The sequence below is a fragment of the Amycolatopsis cihanbeyliensis genome, assembly GCF_006715045.1.
Classification (GTDB): domain Bacteria; phylum Actinomycetota; class Actinomycetes; order Mycobacteriales; family Pseudonocardiaceae; genus Amycolatopsis; species Amycolatopsis cihanbeyliensis.
In genome coordinates this window covers 5,395,301-5,412,365 of the sequence record NZ_VFML01000001.1, presented here as the reverse complement: position 1 = coordinate 5,412,365, position 17,065 = coordinate 5,395,301, and the positions used below count along the sequence as shown (strand labels likewise).

The following is a 17,065-nucleotide window of genomic DNA, read 5'->3' as shown; positions in this document are numbered from 1 at the left end:
CCCTACGTTACCTCACGTCCGCGTGTGCGCCACCATGGGGGGCCGCCTACCGGTCCGACCGCAGGGACGCGGGGTCGAAGGAGAAGACGTCATCATCTTCCGCCTGGTCAGGCTGTGGTGCGCTGGGGGTACGACGCTGGGTCGTACGCAGCCGCTCGTCGCGGCGGCGCTGGAACTCCTCGACGGTCATACCTCGATCGTCGTGCTCGGCGCGGGCCGGGGCCGGCATGCCGGACAGCTGCTCGATGAGGTACGTCATGTCCTCGCCGAGCAGCAGGGCGACCTTGTTGTAGCTGTTCTGGGTGGCCTCGCGCATCGCGACCTGGGTGACCTCGACGATCAGCGAGCCGAGGCGGTCCGGGCCCCAGTTGACGGCGCCTGGCGCGAGCCACAGGCCGAGGAGTTTGCCGCGGGCGTCCACAGTGACCTCGATGGTGCCGTCGACATCGTGACCGGTCCCGGTTGCCTGCGCCATCAGGCTTTCCACCTGCGTGAAAGCGTCCTGGCGTGCCTTGGCGTCCGCGACGATCTCATAGGTGGTCCGACCCATGGGCGCCTGCTCGACCATCGTCGATCACCTTCCGTCAAAGTCGATCGACGGTGCGTCCTCATCCTCCGGCAGCGGCTCGTAGCCGAGGGACTTCAGCTGCTGCTCCCCTTCCGGTCCGAGGACGGGCGCGAGGGTGTGGTACATCCGGTCCCCCGCGCGTCGGGTCGCCCGCTGCGTCAACTCCATGATCTGCCGCGCCAGCGCGTCGCTCCCGCCGCGCAGTGCGACCTGAGTCAGGGTCAGCCCGGTCAGCAGCCCGCCGGGGTTCACCTCGACCCGGATGGCCCCGTCGGGTGTCTCGGCCTGGCCGGACACGCTGCCGGCCCGGGCGAACTGCTCCCGCGCGCGCTCCGCGGTGGCCTCGACCTGCTCCGACACCCGCGCCGCTTCCCGCTCGACATCGATTTCCGCCACCCCGGCAGCCTCCCCGGCCGTTCATTCCTACCGCTGCGCACATTAGCCCACGTCGGCCGGCCTACGCCGCTACCCGGTAGGGCGATAGAAACCGATGAACTGCTGGCCCGCGTTCTCGGTGCGGATCGGACCGATCTGCACCGGGTCGCCCGCCTCGATCATCTGCCCGTTGCCGACCACCATCGCCACGTGCCCGGACCACACCACCAGGTCACCGGGCAGCAACTGGTCCATCGACGGGACCTCGGCGCCCACCGTCTGCTGGTTGGACTTGCGCGGGATCTCCAACCCGGCTTCCTCGTAGGAGGTCATGGTCAGCCCGCTGCAGTCCAGCCCGGCACCGGGGCTGGTCCCGCCCCAGACGTACGGCACGCCCAGGTTCGAGATCGCCGCGCGCACGGCCTTCGCGGCCGTCTCGTTCGGTGCCTTGACGGTGCTGCCGTCGGGCAGGTTGACGTCGACCCCGGTACCCGGCTGTGGCGGGATCGCGACCGGCAGGCGCGGCTTGGACACCGAACCGCCGCCCCCGCCTCCACCACCACCGCCACCGTGGCCACCGGCGTTGAAGGCCACGGGCGCCGAGGAGCCACCGCCGCCCGAGCCGCTGGGTGCGGTCGGCTGCCCGCCGCCGAGGTCGCCGGCGAGGGTGCTCAACGAGGCGATGGTCGCCTGCGCGTTGTCCGCCGACCGCCCGGTGGCCTCCTGCACCCGGGCGAGCAGGTCGGTGAGCAGCTTTTGCGCGGCCGCGTTCCCCTTGCCGTCCGGCTGCGCCCGCAGCGCGGCGACCGTCTTCAGCGTCTTGGCGATGTCCTTGATGATCTCGTCGCGAATGCGGTCGTTCTCGATCTGCCCGACCTTCAGCGTCTCGGCCGCCTCGGCCACCGCCTGCTCGATCTCGGCGCTCTCGTCGAGGACTTGCTGGACCTCCTGCTCGAGGTCCACCGAGGCGTTGACCGCGTTGTCGGTCGTGTTCCCTGACGACTGCGCGGCCAGGTTGTTCCGCTGGGTCTGCACGTTCGTGCGTACCCCGTCGATCGAGGTGCGCAGCGCGACCTGGCCGTTCACCGCGCCGTCGATGGCCGCGCTGTCGGTCCGCATCTTGTCGCCGAGCTGGTTCGGGACGTCCAGCCCGGTCCGCATCAGCTCCTCGGTCTCCTGGGTCATCCGAGCTCCCTACCGATCCGGCCCATCGTCGCCTCGTGCTCGGCCTCGACGCCGTCGTAGTTCGCCCTTGTCCGCCTTGCCGCGTCCCCCATCTGCTGCCAGGCGCCGCCCAGCTTGCCGATCCGATCCTGCAAGGCCCGCATCCGGCCGACATACGCCCCGGTGAAACCGGACTCGCCACCCATCGCGGAGAACCCGTCACCGTCCAGGTCCGTGTTCGGCTCGAGGTGCTTGCTGCCCGCTCCCCGCACCTCGTCCCCCACCGGATCGAGGTTGCGCGCGTAGGTCTCGTACGCCCCTTCCTCGACGTGGAAGCCCCTGTGTGGTGTCCCGTCCACGTTCCCTCCTCGATCGCCCGAAGTGCGACGCGCCGACCTCGCGGGTGGTTCCCCTCCTCCGCCCTGACCCTGAGACTAAACCACCAGCAGTACCCGGTGGGGTGGAATCAACCCAGGCTTACCCGTCACGTTCCAGGGGGTGTCCATGCGGCTGGACCGGCCGACGATCGTGCTGGCCACGGTGCTGGCCACGGCCTGCGTGTCCGGATCGGACGCCGAGCCCGGCTCGCTGCTGGCGGAGATCAACGACAGCGAGCGGCTCACCATCGGCATCCGTTTCGACCAGCCCGGCCTTTCCGAACGCACGATAGACGGCAGGTTCGTCGGCTTCGATGTCGACGTCGCGACCTACCTCGCGGGCGAGCTGGGGGTGGAACGTCCCGGCATCACCTGGCGCGAGACCACCTCGGCGACCAGGGAGGACGATCTCACCTCCGGGCGGGTCGACCTGGTCGTCGCCGCCTACTCGATCACCGAGGACCGCAAGGAGAAGGTCACCTTCGCCGGGCCGTACTTCGAGACCGGCCAGGACCTGCTGGTGCGACACCCCTCGGCGGGTATCACCGGCCCGGACACGCTGAACGGGCGCAAGCTCTGCTCGGTCACCGGATCCACCTCGGCCCAGCAGGTCCGCGACCGGTTCGCACGAGCGGTGGAGCTGGTCGAGTACCCCCGCTACCGGGACTGCGTCACCGCGCTGCTGGCCGGGCAGGTGGACGCGGTCACCACCGACGCGGTGATCCTCGCGGGCTACGCCGCCGAGCACCCTGAACTGCTCGAGGTGGTCGGCAAGCGATTCTCCACCGAACGCTACGGGGTGGGGCTGCGCAAGGGGGACACCGGCGCCAGGTCGGCGGTCAACGAGGCCATCGAGAAGATGATCGGCACCGGCGCCTGGCTGGACTCGCTGGAGCACAACATCGGCCCCTCCGGCTACCGGTTGCCGGATCCACCCGAGCTCACCGAGCGGTGACCTCGGGTCCGCCTCCACCGTGCCGTTCCCGCTGGGGGTGGGTGGGCAACTGCGCGGCGAGCTCCTCGTCGTCCTGCTCGTGCAGACCCAGCACCACCGCCGTGCGGATCTGCTCGCGGTTCTCCCGCACCACGTGGGCGAAGAACTCGTCGATCCGCGGGTCGGTGAGCACCTCGAGGGTCACCCGCATCGCCGTGTCCACCACCGACCGGACGATCTCGTCGTGGAACGGCATCCTGGACAACCGCCCGGCCTGCGGGTCGTTCTTGAGTTTCTCGGTGACGATCGCCTGCAGCATCGCGCGGTTCTCGTCCAGGGACCGGGCCAGGTTCTCCGGGTAGTTCCCGGTCTCCAGCACCTTCACCACCTCGTCCAGCACGGCGACCGTGATCGGTTTCTTGATCGCCAGCACGATCGGCCGGGACATGCGCTCGACCAGGCGCTGGGTGAACTGCTCGCCGAAGGTCCGGTCCGCGGTGCGGGCGAGCCGCAAGAGGACGACCACGATCCGCAACAGCCGGAACCCGCGCAGCGCCGGGTGCGCGATCGGGATCATCCCGAGGATCTCGTACCAGTTGCGCAGCGGGAACCGCTTCTCCCAGCGGGCCCTTCGCCAGCGCCAGATGAACTCCACGGCGAACACCCCGCAGATCGAGGTGTCGATGATGAACACCAGGTGCGCCGTCCGGTCGGAGACCGCGGCGAAGGTGACATACCCGAGCAGCCCGACCGAGAAGATCGCGAGCGCGAGCATGGCCAGGTCGACGAAGCTGACACGGCGGCGGGCTCGTCGGGCCGAAGACATGTGCGGCATTCTGCCCGCGCGGGTACGGCACCGGCGAACGCGGCCCGGTAACAGGCTCGTGCCGGCTCAGGCGGCCCGCCCTGCGGTGAGCACCACCGGGGTGGTCACGCCGTTCCGGGCGGCGCCCTCGGCGAGGAGCGCGGCCACCCAGCCCAGTGCGTCCGGGGACCACTCCGCGACCGTGCCCTCGAAGGTCACCCGGTTGCCGGGTGGCCCGTTCCAGAAGGCGTCGTGGAACGGGACCGTCGCGGCCAGTGGCTCGTGACCGGTCGAAGGGTACGAGTCCCAGGTGACGACCTCCTGCTCGAGGGACCGCATCCAGGTGTGCATCGCCGGCGCGGCGGCGGGGACGGTGGGGGCCCGGCCACTGTCCAGCGTGGCTCGGATCCGGGTCCGCGGGGAGCGGCCCGCGAACCAGCCCGCGGTGTGCAGCAGGGAACTCGGAGCCTTCGCTCGTGCCGAGGCCGCCAGGCTCTGGACGGGTAACAGCAGTTGCACCGTGTCCGGCCGCGCGACGCCGAGCCGGGCCGCCACCTCGCCCGCGCAGCACAGGAACGGCTGCACCGGCAGTGGCATGCCGGGCGGCACCCGCTCGAGCCCTACCTGGAACCAGGTGAACGGTGCGGGTGCGGCATCCGGATGCTCCTGACCGGCGTCGTTCATGCCCCAGAAGCCGGCGGGCCCCACCTCGGCAAGCCAGCCCATCGCCACCGAGCGCTGGTAGAACAGGCTGTACGCGTCCTCGGTGTCCTCGGACCCGGCCTCGGGCCGCCGTGCCGGCTCCCCGTACAGGGCGGCGAACAAGGTGCCCGGCGGCTCCCCGGTGCTGCCGGGCGCGAGGCCGGGACGGGCGTCCGCGCGGTAACTCCCGAAGTCGGTGGAACTCATATCGCCTCTCCGTCGGTGACCACTTCAGTGAGGTGCCCGTGGGACCAGCCCGGCCTCGTAGGCGACGATCGCGGCCTGCACCCGGTTCCGCACCTCCAGCCGGTTCAGTATCGCGCTCATGTACGCCTTGACCGTGCCCTCCACGACGTGCAACCGGCCCGCGATGTCCGCATTGGACAACCCGGACCCGACCAGCGCCAGCACCTCGCGCTCGCGTTCGGTGAGCACGGCGATCCGCTCCCTCGCCGCCGCGCCCTGGGCGAGCCGACCGCCGGCAAGGTGCGTGATCACCCGCTGCGCCACCTTGGGTGAGAGGAACGCCGCACCGTCCGCGACCGCGTGCACGCCGGCCAGCAGCTCGCGCGGGTCCCCGGACTTGAGCAGGAAGCCGCTCGCCCCCTCGCCCAGCGCCCGCGCGATGTAGGCGTCCTCGCCGAAGGTGGTCAGCACGAGCACGGCGGTGCGTGGATGCACCTTGCGGATCTCGGCCGCGGCGGCCAGCCCGTCCAGCTTGGGCATCCTGATGTCCAGCAACGCGACATCCGGCCTGGTGAGCCGCACCTGTTCCACCGCGGCGCTGCCGTCCCCGGCCTCGGCGACCACCTCGATCTCCTGGTCGGTGGCCAGGATCGCGCTCACCCCCGCCCGCACCATCGCCTCGTCGTCGGCGAGCAGTACCCGGATCAACCGCTCTCCCCCTGTTCGTTCTCGAGCAATCGCTTGGCAACCAGCAGCCCGCCGGAGAAGCACAGCCGGTAGACATCCCCGCTGGTGCCGAGCAGGGAAGCGTCGGTGCCGTAGTACTCGCAGCGCACGCCGGGCGGGGACGCAGGCTCGGGCACGACCGGCCGCTCCGCGCGCTCCCGATCCGGCAGCGCCATCGTCGACCGGGTCTGCCCGACGCGCAGGCCCGCGTACTCCTCCGCGGAGAGCGCGGAGGAGTACCAGTTGTTCAGGTAGTACACCGCGCTGACCGCGAAGGTCACGATGAGGGCGGCCGTGGGAATCGCCACCGCCTGCAACAGGGTCGACCGGGCCGCGCGGCGGGCCTCGACGTGCCTGCGGGCCGACTCGGACTCCTCCGGCGCCGGTGCGGCCGCTTCGGCGGCTTCGTTCCCGGGTGCGGTGTCGTGCGGCAGGTCGGCGTGGACCTCGAAGCCGGCTCCGGCCGGGCCGGCGTGCAGGGTGCCGCCGACCAGCCGGACCCGCTCCCGCAGGCCGGCGAGCCCGTACCGCCCGGATGGGCCCGGCGAACCGTGCTGCCCCGGCTCCGCGGCCGGCGGACCGTTGCCGACCAGCACCGTGGTGGCCGTGTCCCCGCGTTCGACCGTGACCCGCACCCGAGCTCCCGGGGCGTGCTTGGCCACATTGGTCAGTGACTCCTGCACGATCCGGTGCACGGCCCGGTCCACCATCGGCGGTGTCCCATCCGCCTCGTCCAGGGTGGACTCGATGCGCATCCCCGAGGCGACGGCCCGCTCGACCAGTTCGGCCGTGCTCTCCCCCGCGGGCCGGGTCGACGGTTCCGCGCCCTCGCGCAGCACCCCGATGATCTCGCGCAGCCGCTCGGTCGCGGTGGCCGCGCTCTCCCGCAGGTCGCCCGCGGCCCCGCGCTGGCGTTCACCGAGCCCGGCGTCCACCTCGAGGGCGGCCGCCCGCAGCGCGATCAGGCTCAGCTCGTGCCCGAGCGAGTCGTGCATGTCGTTGGCGATCCGGGCGCGTTCCCGTAGCCGCGCCTGCTCGGCGGTGGCCCGCTGCCGCGCCTCCAGCCGTACCGCCCGCTCCCAGCCGTCGTCGGCGAACGCCGCCCGCAGCCGGACGTACCGGCCGAGATGCCAGGGCACGAGCACCGCGAACAGCAGGGTCAGCACCAGGGTCACCCAGTTACCGAGGCCGTTGCCGGACAGCAGGAACGCCGCCGGCAACCCGGCCACGGCGATCCCGGCGAAGGTGAGCAGCGCGGGGCGGGGGTGCTCCATCCGGCGGCCGGCGAGGTAGCCGATGGTGAGCATCAGCAGCACCGGCCACACCGGGAACCGGCCGAAGTAGTTCGGCAGCACCGCGAAGCTCGATGCCGCCGCCACGGCGAGCGCGACCAGCGGCAGGCGGCGCAACGCGGCCAGGGCCACCGTGGTGCAGGCCAGCCCGCCGATCAACTCCCACGGGGTGGGGTTGCGCCGGGTCTCGTACACGACCAGCGCGCAGATCACCACCCAGGCGGCCGCGCCGAGCAGCACGGCCGCCGCGTGCCGCCATTTCCGCATGTCACGACGCTACAAGGCGCGTGCCGGGCGGCGACACTGACCAAAGTCAACGCCGTGAACCCGCGCAACGAGGGCTCAGCCGGTGGTGGCCCGCACGAACTCGAGCACCTGCGGCCAGGAGACGGCATACGCGGTCGCGTTGACCTCGTTGCCGTGCCGGGACCGGTCACTGAACCCGTGCTCGGCCCCCGGGTAGGTGTGCACGATGCCGGCGCCGGTGTCCCGGGACTGTAGCGCCTCCTGGAGCCGGGCGAAGCTCTCCCACGGCACGAGCGTGTCCGCGGTCGGGTACAGCATCATCGCCGGAGCGGTGATCCGCCGGGTGTGCTCGACCGCGTCGAGGGTGTGGTTCGGCGCCGGGGTCGCGGGGACCGTGGGGTGGTAGGCGACCACGTTGGCCAGCCGCCGCTCGCGCCCACCGAGGATCAGTGCCAGCCTGCCGCCGAGACACCAGCCGATCACGCCGGCCCTGGTCACCCCGAGCTCGCCGAACAGGTACTCGAGCAGCTGCCCCGCCTCGGCCAGCGCCACCTCGTCGTCCAGCTCGTTCATCAGCTCCATCAACCGCTCGCGCGGGGTGTCGTCCGTGCTCGGCCCGTGCCAGGGGTCCCAGGACAGGGCCGTGATCCCGGCGCCGGCCAGGTCGGCCGCGAACTCCCGCACCTGCTCGCCGATGCCGGTGACCATCGGCAGCAGCAGCATGCCGCGCTCGCTACCGCCCACCGGGCGGGCCAGGTACGCGTTCAGCTCGTGCACGGTGATCGTCGATGTCTGTATCTCCTGCGCCATACCTCGCACGGTAGACCTTCGGCATGCGGGCGCGGCGGTGCGGCATGATGATCGAGATCGTCCCGGCCGACACCGACGGAGGTGCACCATGGCAGGCCCCACCCGGCCGCTGGCCGAGCAACTCGGTCCCCTTCCGGACGGCATCGCCGCGCTGGACGAGGAGCACCAGCAGGCGCTCGCCGAGGCGCTGCGGGCCGCCCGCGAGCGGCAGGCGGCGGAGCTGGCCACGACGGCCGAAGAGTCACTGAAATACGTTCCCGCGCTGCTGCGGACAGCCGTGCGCAAGGCGGTGGGGTTGTGAGCGACGGGCTGGACGAGCTGGCCGCACAGGCCGAGGTGCTGAAGCTGTCCCGGCTGCTCAAGGCGCCGCCGGAACGGTTCGACTTCCTCGAGCGGGTGCCTCCGGAGGACCTGCGGCTGCTCCGCGAGCGGGCCACGGACCTGCTGTTCGACAGCAACCTGGGTGCGTTGCGGCGGATGGCCGTGGCCAGCAGGCTGCTGCCGGGTGCGGTGCTGGCCAGGATCGCCGAGCGGGTCTTCGGGCCCGCGCTGTGCGCCAGGGTGGCCGGGCTGGTGGACGTGCCGCGCGGGGTGGACGTGGCACGTCGCCTCTCCCCCGGTTTCCTCGCCGACGTGGCCGCCGAGCTGGATCCACGGCGGGCGAGCGAGATCATCTCCGGGATTCCGGCGCCGACCGTGGCCGAGGTCGCCGGGGAACTGGCAGGCCGCGAGGACTGGATCACGCTCGGGCGGTTCGTCGGTCACCTGCCCGCGCCCGCGGTGTCGGCGAGCCTGGCGAGGATCCCGGACGCCGCGCTGCTGCGGATCGCCTTCGTGATCGACGAGAAGGACCGGATCGACCACGTGATCGGGCTGCTCCCACCGGAGCGCTTCGCCGGGCTGGCGCGGGCAGCCGCCGAGCACGACCTGTGGCCCTCGGCCCTTGACCTGCTCAGCCACCTCGGCGAAGCGGCAGGGAACCGGCTCACCGCCGCCGTGGACGCCCTCGAACCGGACCTCCGCGCGCGGGCTGTCGCGCAAGCCCGTGCGCTGGGGATCCCCCTCCGAGCCTGTTCCTGAACTGGGGATAGCTGCTCATGGTGAGTGGGAGAACGCCCGCCCGTCTCCCACCACCACCCAAACGGATGCGCTCCGCGCCACTGTGCTCAGCGGCAAGCAGCCCACGAGCGGCGAGGCGGGGCGTCTCCCCTGCGGAGGCACCGGTCCGGGCGGAGTCCAAGCCCCGCCGAGCCGATCGTGTCGCGCGTTGAGGAACAAGAAGCTCAGCGTTGGCGGAGACCGCGGCGCCAGACGGCCCAGGTGAGCGGGACGCCGGGGCGGTAGGCGAGGTGCGTGGCCGAGGGGGCGTCCAGGACATGCAGGTCGGCGCGGGCTCCGGGCCGGATGACGCCGACCGCGCCGTCGCCGGTGTCCCTGCGCAGTGCCCGTGCCCCGCCCGCGGTGGCCGCCCACACCGCCTCGTCCACCGAGAGGCCCATCTGCAGCACGGCGGTGGCGACGCAGAACGCCATCGAGGTGGTGTAGGAGCTGCCCGGGTTGGCGTTGCTGGCCAGCGCGATCGTCGCGCCCGCGTCCAGCAGCCTGCGCGCGGGCGCTGGCGGCTGCCGGGTGGAGAGGTCGCAGGCCGGCAGCAGGGTGGCCACGGTGTCCGAACCGGCCAGCGCCGCCACATCGGCCTCGGTCAGGTACGTGCAGTGGTCCACGCTGGCCGCACCGTGCCGCACCGCGAGCTGGACCCCGGGCCCCGCACCGAGCTGGTTACCGTGCACCCGCAGGCCGAGGCCCTGCCCGGCCATGGCCCGCAGCAGCCGGTCGGTCTGCTCCCCGTCGAAGGCGCCCTCCTCGCAGAACACATCGCCCCAGCGCACGTGCGGCCGGACCACCTCGAGCATCTTCCCGCACACCAGGTCCACATAGGACTCCGGGTCGGAGCCGGGAGGGACGAGGTGCGCGCCGAGGTAGGTCACCTCGTCGGCGACCTCGACGGCGATCCGGGCGCAGCGCTCCTCGTTGGCGACGTCGAGCCCGTACCCGGTCTTGGTCTCCAGGCAGGTGGTGCCCTGCCGCGCGGCCTCGTCGACGTGGCTGCGCAGGTTCTGCGCCAGCGCCTCGTCGGAGGCGGCCCTGGTGGCCTCCACGGTGACCGCGATCCCGCCCGCGCGGTACGGCTCGCCCGCCATCCGCGCCTCGAACTCGGCGGTGCGGTCCCCGGCGAACACCAGGTGGGTGTGGCTGTCCACCCAGCCGGGCAACACCGCCCGGCCCGCCATGTTGACCGACTCGTCGGCCGGCGGCGCGGCGGCGCGCTCGCCGACCCACACCACCCGCTCGCCCTGCAGCACCAGCGCGGCGTCCCCGCGCCTACCCAGCTCCGGGTCGTTGGTGGTGAGCTCGCCGATCTCGGTGAGGAGTGTCGCCGTCATTCCCACGGTGTCATCCCGGTCATTCCCACAACTGCCCGATCTCCCTTGCCAGCGCCGCCGCCGGGTGCGGGAGCAGCCGGTGCCCCCGGTCCTGCACGACCCACCGGCCGGCGACCATCACCTCGCGCACGTCGGCCGCCGAGGCCGCGTACAGCGCCCCGCCCGGTTCGGTGCCCGCGGTACGCACCGAGTCGAGATCCACGGTGACCAGATCCGCGCCCGCGCCGGGGGCCAGCTCACCGACCTCGGACCAGCCGATCGCGTCGTGGCGGGTCCCCGCCGCCATCAGCTCGCCGACCTCGATCCGGCCGCGTTCCTCGCCGGCCAGCCGCTCGTTCAGCTCCAGCGCCCTGGTCTCCTCGAAGGCGTCCACGACCGCGTGGCTGTCGCTGCCGAGGCACAGCCCCACCCCGGCGTCCAGCAACGCCCGCGCCGGGCCGATCCCGTCGCCGAGGTCGCGCTCGGTGGTGGGGCAGAAACAGACCTTGGTGCCGGTGCGGCTCAGCGCGCCGATATCGGTGCTGGTCAGGTGAGTGGCGTGCACGGCGACCGTATGCGGCCCGAGTACCCCGCACTCGGAAAGCAGGGTGGTCGGGGTCCGGCCGTGCTGGGCGAGGCAGTCGACGTTCTCCCCGCGCTGCTCGGAGAGGTGGACGTGCAGGGGCAGCCCCCCGGTGGCCTCGACCACCGTGGGCAGTTGCTCGGCGGGCACGGCGCGCACCGAGTGCACCGCGGCGCCGAGCCGGACCTGCTCCCCGGCGGGGGTGAAGGCGCGGGCCCGCTCGGCCCAGGCGGCGGCGTCCGCGTCGCCGAACCGGGACTGGTGCCTGCTGAGCGGCTGGCCGAACCCGCCGGTCAGGTAGCAGGTGTCCAGCAGGGTCAACCGGATGCCCGCGTCGGTGGCCGCGGCGGCCAGTGCCTGGCCCATCACGTTCGGCTCGTCGTAGCCTGCGCCGCCGGGGGCGTGGTGCAGGTAGTGGAACTCCCCGACGCTGGTGTAGCCGGCCAGCACCATTTCCGCGTACACCGCGCGGGCCAGCCGGTAGTAGGAGTCGGGGTCGAGGCGCTCGGCCAGCTCGTACATCCGCTCGCGCCAGCTCCAGAAGGTGCCGCGCTCGTGGTGCGTCCGACCGCGCAGCGCGCGGTGGAACGCGTGCGAGTGCGTATTGGCGAAGCCGGGGAAGGTCAGGCCGTTCAGGATGGTTCCCGCCCTGGGCAGATCCCGTTCCACCGAGGCGATCCGGTCCCCGACGACCTCGATCCGCACCCCCTCGGCCACGCCGTCCGGCAGCCACGCGTACTCGCACCAGTACATACTCATGAGCCCAGATGCTCCAGCACATCGGCCAGGGCCGCAGCGCCCTGTTCCACGTCCTCGGGTTCGGCGAACTCCTCGGGCGCGTGACTGATCCCGGTCGGGTTGCGCACGAAGAGCATGCCGGTGGGCACGTGCGCGGCGAGGATGCCGGCGTCGTGCCCGGCGCCGGTGGGGATGGCGGGCACCTTGCCCAGCACCCGGCCGAACTCGTGGCGCAGCTCCCGATCGAAGTACACGGTGTCGGAGTAGGACTCCTCGGTGACCTGGACGGTGCAGCCCTCCTGCTCGGCCGCGGATCGCGCGGCCTCGGTGATCTCCTCGACCATCGCCCTCGTGCAGTACTCGTCCTCGGCCCGCGCGTCCAGCCACAAGTCCACAGTGGACGCTATCACGTTGGTGCCGCCGGGGTTCGGCACCAGCCTGCCCACGGTGGCCCGCCCGTGGGAGGCGTCCATCGCGGCGATCCTGGTAGCGCCGATCGTCGCCGCCGCCGGCAGCATGGGGTCCTTGCGGTGCATCAGCAAGGTGGTCCCGGCATGGTCACCCTGCCCGGTGAAGGTGAAGCGCCACCGGCCGTGCGCGCTGATGTCGGTGCCGATCGCGAGCGGGCGGTTCTCGTAGCCGAGCCCCTTGCCCTGCTCGACGTGCAGCTCCACGAACCGTCCGATGCCGGCGAGGCGGTCCGGGTCCGGGCCGAGCCGCTCCGGGTCGAGCCCGGCGCCGGCCGCGGCCTCCGCGAGGGTGACCCCGTTCGGGTCGGTGAGCGCCCGGGCGGCATCAGCGCCGATCGCGCCGGTGAGCAGGCGCGATCCCAGGCAGGGCACACCGAACCGGCCGCCCTCCTCCTCGGCGAAGGCGACCACCGCGAACGGCGCCCGCGGCGGCCGTCCCCGCTCCCGCAGCGCGTCCACCGCGGTGAACGCGCTGACCACGCCGAGCGGCCCGTCGAAGGCACCGCCGCCGGGGACCGAGTCGAGGTGGCTTCCGGTGACCAGCGCGTCCGGGCCGGGGTTTCCCCACCACGCCCAGAGGTTGCCGTTGCGATCGGTCTCCACATCCAGCCCGCGCCGGCTCGCCTGCTCGGTGAACCAGGTGCGCAGCTCCCGCTCGGCCGGGTCGAAGGCGTGCCGCGAGTAGCCGCCGCGGCGCCGATCCCTGCCGACATCGGCGATCTGGTCCAGCAACCCCTGCGTGCTCACTCCGCCTCCATGATCGGAACCCGGACACCACGCTCGGCGGCGACCTCGGCCGCCCGCTCGTAGCCCGCGTCGACGTGCCGGAGCACGCCCATGCCCGGGTCGTTGGTCAGCACCCGCTCGATCTTCTGCCCGGCCAGCGCGGTGCCGTCGGCCACGCACACCTGCCCGGCGTGGATCGAGCGTCCCATACCCACACCACCCCCGTGATGGATGGACACCCAACTGGCCCCGGATGCCGTATTCACCAGCGCGTTCAGCAACGGCCAGTCGGCGATCGCGTCCGAGCCGTCGGCCATGCCCTCGGTCTCCCGGTAGGGCGAGGCGACACTACCGGCATCGAGATGGTCCCGCCCGATGGCCACCGGGGCGCTCAGCTCACCGCTGGCCACCATCTCGTTGAACCGCAGGCCGGCACGATGCCGCTCGCCGTAGCCCAGCCAGCAGATCCGCGCGGGCAGACCCTGGTAGGCGACCCGCTCCCCGGCCAGCCTGATCCAGCGGGCCAACGACTCGTTCTCCGGGAAGAGGTCCAGGATCGCCCGATCCGTGGCCGCGATATCGGCCGGGTCGCCGGAGAGTGCCGCCCACCGGAACGGGCCCTTGCCCTCGCAGAACAGCGGGCGGATATAGGCGGGCACGAACCCGGGGAAGTCGAAGGCCCGCTCGCAGCCGCCGAGCCTGGCCTCCCCGCGCAGCGAGTTGCCGTAGTCGAAGACCTCCGCGCCCGCGTCCAGGAAACCGAGCATGGCATCTACGTGCTCGGCCATCGAGTCCCGTGCCCGGTCGGTGAACTCGTCCGGCTTCTTCGCCGCGTAGTCGGCCCAGTCCTCGACCTCCACGCCCTTCGGCAGGTAGGCCAGCGGGTCGTGCGCCGAGGTCTGGTCGGTGACGATGTCCACCTCGACCCCGCGGCGCAGCAACTCGGGCAGCACCTCGGCGGCGTTGCCGATCACCCCGACCGACAGCGCCCTGCGTTCCTTCCGCGCCGCGCCCACCCTGCGCACGGCGTCGTCCACATCGGACGCCAGTTCGTCGAGATAGCGGGTCTCCAGCCTGCGCCGCGCGCGGTGCGGGTCGCATTCGATCACCAGCGCGGCGCCGCCGTTCATGGTGACCGCGAGCGGTTGCGCCCCGCCCATGCCACCGAGTCCCGCGGTCACGGTGAGCGTGCCGGCCAGGCTGCCGCCGAAACGTTTCTCGGCGACCGCCGCGAAGGTCTCGTAGGTGCCCTGCAGGATGCCCTGTGTTCCGATGTAGATCCAGGATCCCGCGGTCATCTGCCCGTACATGGTCAGCCCGAGCGCGTCCAGGCGGCGGAACTCGGGCCAGGTGGCCCAGTCGCCGACCAGGTTGGAGTTGGCGATCAGCACCCGCGGCGCCCACTCGTGGGTGCGCAGCACGCCGACCGGCTTGCCGGACTGCACCAGCAGGGTCTCGTCCTCGGCCAGCGTGGTCAGGCAGCGGGTGATCGCGTCGAAGCTGGCCCAGTCCCGCGCGGCCTTGCCGGTGCCGCCGTAGACCACCAGGTCCTCCGGCCGCTCGGCGACCTCGGGGTCCAGGTTGTTGTGCAGCATGCGCAGGGCCGCCTCGGACTGCCAGTTGCGCGCGGTCGGCGTGCCCCCGCGGGCCGCCCGGACCGTTCTGCTCATCGGGTACCTCCGTTCGGCGAATGCTCGGTCACGGCCGCGGCGGCGTCGAGTACGGCGCCGGTGCGGATCAGGTCCTCGGCCGCGGCGATCTCCGGCGCGAGGTGGCGGTCCGGGCCGGGGCCCTCGACCCGGGTGCGCAGCAGGTCGCGTACGGCCCCGGTGACCGGCGCGGGGAGCAGCGGGGCGCGCAGGTCCAGCGCGCGGGCCGCGGTGAGCAGCTCGACCGCGAGCACCGTGGTCAGCCCCTCGACGCCGCGGCGCAGCTTGCGGGCGGCCGACCAGCCCATGGACACGTGGTCCTCCTGCATGGCACTGCTCGGGATGGAGTCCACCGAGGCCGGGGCCGCCAGCCGCTTCAGCTCGCTGACCACCGCGGCCTGGGTGTACTGGGCGATCATGTGCCCGGAGTCGACCCCGGGGTCCGCGGCGAGGAAGGCAGGCAGGCCGTGCGAGCGGGCCACGTCGAGCATCCGGTCGGTGCGCCGCTCGGCGATGCTGGCGACGTCGGCGACCGGGATGGCGAGGAAGTCCAGCGCGTAGGCCACCGGGGCGCCGTGGAAGTTGCCGTTGGACTCGACCCGCCCGTCGGCGAGTACCACCGGGTTGTCGATGGCGGCGGCGAGTTCGCGTTCGGCGACCAGCTCGACGTGGTCCAGGGTGTCCCGCGCGGCGCCGTGTACCTGGGGCGCGCAACGCAGCGAGTAGGCGTCCTGCACCCGGGTGCAGTCCGGGCCGCGGTGGCTGGCCACGATCGGCGACTCGGCCAGCGCGGTACGCATCCGGGCCGCCGAGACCGCCTGGCCCGGATGCGGGCGCAGGGCCTGCAGGTCCTCGGCGAAGGCGCGGTCGGTGCCGAGCAGTGCCTCCACGCTCATCGCCGCGGTGAGGTCGGCGATGTCCAGCAACCGGTGCAGGTCGGCGGCGGCGAGCAGGAGCATGCCGAGCATGCCGTCGGTGCCGTTGGTGAGCGCGAGCCCTTCCTTCTCGGCGAGCGTGACGGGTTCGAGTCCCGCCACTCGCAGCGCCTCGACCGCGGGCATCCGGGTACCGGTGGCGTCGAACACCTCGCCCTCCCCGGTCAGCGCGAGCGCCACCGCCGCCAGCGGCGCGAGGTCGCCCGAGCAGCCCAGCGAGCCGTACTCGTGCACCACCGGGGTGATGCCCGCGTTGAGCAGGTCGGCCAGCGCGTGCGCGGTCGCGGGCTGGACGCCGGTGTGCCCGGTGGCCAGGGTGCGCAGCCGCAGCACCATCAGCGCGCGCACCACCTCCGGTTCGACCGCGTCGCCCGCCCCGGCCGCGTGCGAGCGGACGAACGAGCGTTGTAGCTGGGTACGGCTCTCCGGTGGGATGTGCCGCACGGCCAGCGCCCCGAACCCGGTGGACACCCCGTAGGTCGGCCGCTCGGCACCGGCGAGGGTCTCCACATGGCGCCGGGACTCGGCCATCTTCCGCTCGGCGAACTCGCTGAACCGGACGGCGGCCCGCCCGCAGGCGACGGCCACCGTCTGGTCCGGGCGCAGCGGTTGCTCGCCCAGTTCCACTGCTTCTGGCATGCCCCCATTTCACCCCGCCCGCGCCCGTTGAGCAGCCCCGGCGCGCCGTCTCCCGTCTGACATACCAGACACCCACCAGCCGCCCGGCGTGTTTGCTCCCCACGTACCCGTGTTTGCCCGCCACGCGCACGAGACCCTCGAGCACACCCCAGGTCGCTGTTAATTCACAATTCAGCGATTAAGCGTGACACGAGTCATGCCCATTCGGAGGTTTCACCCGATCGTGCACTATGGTTCTTTAAGGAGGCCTCGTCAGATACGTACGAGGTGCGCCAATTGATCCAAGAGGGCAACGTCGTTGCGCGGAGACACAACGATCGCCTATTACGCTGCCAGACACTCCTGGCTTGCATGATATCCTCTAACGTGTTAGTTTTCCCTGTCGAACAATCTAGGATTTAAAGAGCAAAACGAATTAGGACGAATGCAGCGGAAAAAGACCCGTGGAAGTCTCCCATAACACGCCTACTGGGTCTCCTCTTGGGAATCGGCGTGGCTCTTACCAGGGCATATTTGGCCACTCGAAGTGATAACCCTATTTGGCTATCACTTCTACAGGTAGTGGCTGCCCTGTTCGTCATCCTCTCAGTGATAAACTCATGGAGAAAGGCGAGACGGTCTAGAGCCGATTAGATGGAATCTAATTCAGCTGATCGGATGTGAAATGTCAAGATCTGTCGACCGCGACGAGCGCCTGTTCTTGGGGTTCGACGCGGG

Annotated in this window: 17 protein-coding genes; 3 read left to right on the top strand and 14 right to left on the bottom strand. The window is 71.8% G+C overall.

Annotation, left to right across the window (positions count from 1 at the left end; genetic code table 11):
- Positions 1-46: 46 nt before the first annotated feature.
- The 4 genes from FB471_RS24820 to FB471_RS24805 all read right to left on the bottom strand — a co-directional run bounded on the left by FB471_RS24820 (position 47) and on the right by FB471_RS24805 (position 2,466).
- Complete coding sequence (locus tag FB471_RS24820) at positions 47-568, bottom strand: YbaB/EbfC family nucleoid-associated protein (RefSeq protein WP_142000759.1); 522 nt, start codon at positions 566-568, stop codon at positions 47-49.
- A 6-nt stretch (positions 569-574) separates the two neighbouring features.
- Positions 575-964: a YbaB/EbfC family DNA-binding protein gene (locus FB471_RS24815; RefSeq protein WP_142000758.1), complete on the bottom strand. Its 390-nt coding sequence runs from the start codon at positions 962-964 to the stop codon at positions 575-577.
- Positions 965-1,033: 69 nt separating this feature from the next.
- A complete protein-coding gene (locus FB471_RS24810) occupies positions 1,034-2,128 on the bottom strand; it encodes a C40 family peptidase (RefSeq protein WP_142000757.1) in 1,095 nt (364 codons plus the stop codon).
- Complete coding sequence (locus tag FB471_RS24805; protein WP_142000756.1) at positions 2,125-2,466, bottom strand: hypothetical protein; 342 nt, start codon at positions 2,464-2,466, stop codon at positions 2,125-2,127. Before FB471_RS24805 ends, FB471_RS24810 begins: the two co-directional genes overlap by 4 nt.
- A gap of 145 nt (positions 2,467-2,611) precedes the next feature.
- On the opposite strand from FB471_RS24805, the gene FB471_RS24800 reads away from it, so the two are divergent.
- Positions 2,612-3,439 (top strand): glutamate ABC transporter substrate-binding protein, encoded by an 828-nt coding sequence (locus FB471_RS24800; protein WP_142002435.1) that lies wholly within the window; start codon positions 2,612-2,614, stop codon positions 3,437-3,439.
- Here FB471_RS24800 and FB471_RS24795 read toward each other — a convergent pair.
- The 5 genes from FB471_RS24795 to FB471_RS24775 form a co-directional block, all read right to left on the bottom strand.
- Positions 3,426-4,244: a cytochrome b family protein gene (locus FB471_RS24795; protein WP_142000755.1), complete on the bottom strand. Its 819-nt coding sequence runs from the start codon at positions 4,242-4,244 to the stop codon at positions 3,426-3,428. The two genes, FB471_RS24800 and FB471_RS24795, sit on opposite strands and share 14 nt — an antisense overlap.
- A 66-nt stretch (positions 4,245-4,310) precedes the next feature.
- A complete protein-coding gene (locus FB471_RS24790; RefSeq protein ID WP_142000754.1) occupies positions 4,311-5,132 on the bottom strand; it encodes a hypothetical protein in 822 nt (273 codons plus the stop codon).
- Between the two features lie 24 nt (positions 5,133-5,156).
- A complete protein-coding gene (locus FB471_RS24785; protein WP_142000753.1) occupies positions 5,157-5,819 on the bottom strand; it encodes a response regulator transcription factor in 663 nt (220 codons plus the stop codon).
- On the bottom strand, positions 5,816-7,396 hold the full coding sequence (locus FB471_RS24780) for a sensor histidine kinase (RefSeq protein WP_246076567.1): 1,581 nt from the start codon (positions 7,394-7,396) through the stop codon (positions 5,816-5,818). The genes FB471_RS24785 and FB471_RS24780 overlap by 4 nt, the downstream gene beginning before the upstream one ends.
- A gap of 75 nt (positions 7,397-7,471) precedes the next feature.
- Positions 7,472-8,185, bottom strand: coding sequence for a dienelactone hydrolase family protein (locus FB471_RS24775; RefSeq protein WP_142000752.1), 714 nt, complete (start codon positions 8,183-8,185; stop codon positions 7,472-7,474).
- 88 nt (positions 8,186-8,273) lie between these two features.
- Here FB471_RS24775 and FB471_RS24770 point away from each other — a divergent pair, with 88 nt between their 5' ends.
- Positions 8,274-8,486, top strand: a complete 213-nt coding sequence (locus FB471_RS24770; RefSeq protein WP_142000751.1) for a hypothetical protein — start codon at positions 8,274-8,276, stop codon at positions 8,484-8,486.
- Entirely contained in the window at positions 8,483-9,265 is a 783-nt protein-coding gene (locus FB471_RS24765; protein WP_246076566.1) for a hypothetical protein, read from the top strand. Before FB471_RS24770 ends, FB471_RS24765 begins: the two co-directional genes overlap by 4 nt.
- A gap of 203 nt (positions 9,266-9,468) precedes the next feature.
- Here FB471_RS24765 and hutI read toward each other — a convergent pair whose 3' ends face one another.
- The 5 genes from hutI to hutH are packed head-to-tail and all read right to left on the bottom strand — an operon-like array spanning position 9,469 to position 16,348.
- Positions 9,469-10,629 (bottom strand): imidazolonepropionase, encoded by a 1,161-nt coding sequence (gene hutI, locus FB471_RS24760; protein ID WP_142000750.1) that lies wholly within the window; start codon positions 10,627-10,629, stop codon positions 9,469-9,471.
- 19 nt (positions 10,630-10,648) lie between these two features.
- On the bottom strand, positions 10,649-11,950 hold the full coding sequence (locus FB471_RS24755) for a formimidoylglutamate deiminase (RefSeq protein ID WP_142000749.1): 1,302 nt from the start codon (positions 11,948-11,950) through the stop codon (positions 10,649-10,651).
- Complete coding sequence (locus tag FB471_RS24750; protein WP_142000748.1) at positions 11,947-13,146, bottom strand: allantoate amidohydrolase; 1,200 nt, start codon at positions 13,144-13,146, stop codon at positions 11,947-11,949. Before FB471_RS24750 ends, FB471_RS24755 begins: the two co-directional genes overlap by 4 nt.
- A complete protein-coding gene (gene hutU / locus FB471_RS24745) occupies positions 13,143-14,795 on the bottom strand; it encodes a urocanate hydratase (RefSeq protein ID WP_142000747.1) in 1,653 nt (550 codons plus the stop codon). The genes FB471_RS24750 and hutU overlap by 4 nt, the downstream gene beginning before the upstream one ends.
- Positions 14,792-16,348 carry a histidine ammonia-lyase gene (hutH, locus tag FB471_RS24740; protein ID WP_142000746.1) on the bottom strand — a complete coding sequence of 519 codons (1,557 nt, stop codon included), beginning with the start codon at positions 16,346-16,348 and terminating at the stop codon, positions 14,792-14,794. The genes hutU and hutH overlap by 4 nt, the downstream gene beginning before the upstream one ends.
- Positions 16,349-17,065 lie beyond the last annotated feature (717 nt).

Coding starts and splice junctions, on each gene's coding strand:
- FB471_RS24820 (WP_142000759.1), bottom strand. CDS start 568: ATGGTCGAGCAGGCGCCCATGGGTCGGACCACCTATGAGATCGTCGCG.
- FB471_RS24810 (WP_142000757.1), bottom strand. CDS start 2,128: ATGACCCAGGAGACCGAGGAGCTGATGCGGACCGGGCTGGACGTCCCG.
- FB471_RS24800 (WP_142002435.1), top strand. CDS start 2,612: ATGCGGCTGGACCGGCCGACGATCGTGCTGGCCACGGTGCTGGCCACG.
- FB471_RS24795 (WP_142000755.1), bottom strand. CDS start 4,244: ATGTCTTCGGCCCGACGAGCCCGCCGCCGTGTCAGCTTCGTCGACCTG.
- FB471_RS24790 (WP_142000754.1), bottom strand. CDS start 5,132: ATGAGTTCCACCGACTTCGGGAGTTACCGCGCGGACGCCCGTCCCGGC.
- FB471_RS24780 (WP_246076567.1), bottom strand. CDS start 7,396: ATGCGGAAATGGCGGCACGCGGCGGCCGTGCTGCTCGGCGCGGCCGCC.
- FB471_RS24775 (WP_142000752.1), bottom strand. CDS start 8,185: ATGGCGCAGGAGATACAGACATCGACGATCACCGTGCACGAGCTGAAC.
- FB471_RS24770 (WP_142000751.1), top strand. CDS start 8,274: ATGGCAGGCCCCACCCGGCCGCTGGCCGAGCAACTCGGTCCCCTTCCG.
- hutI (WP_142000750.1), bottom strand. CDS start 10,629: ATGACGGCGACACTCCTCACCGAGATCGGCGAGCTCACCACCAACGAC.
- FB471_RS24755 (WP_142000749.1), bottom strand. CDS start 11,950: ATGAGTATGTACTGGTGCGAGTACGCGTGGCTGCCGGACGGCGTGGCC.
- hutU (WP_142000747.1), bottom strand. CDS start 14,795: ATGAGCAGAACGGTCCGGGCGGCCCGCGGGGGCACGCCGACCGCGCGC.
- hutH (WP_142000746.1), bottom strand. CDS start 16,348: ATGCCAGAAGCAGTGGAACTGGGCGAGCAACCGCTGCGCCCGGACCAG.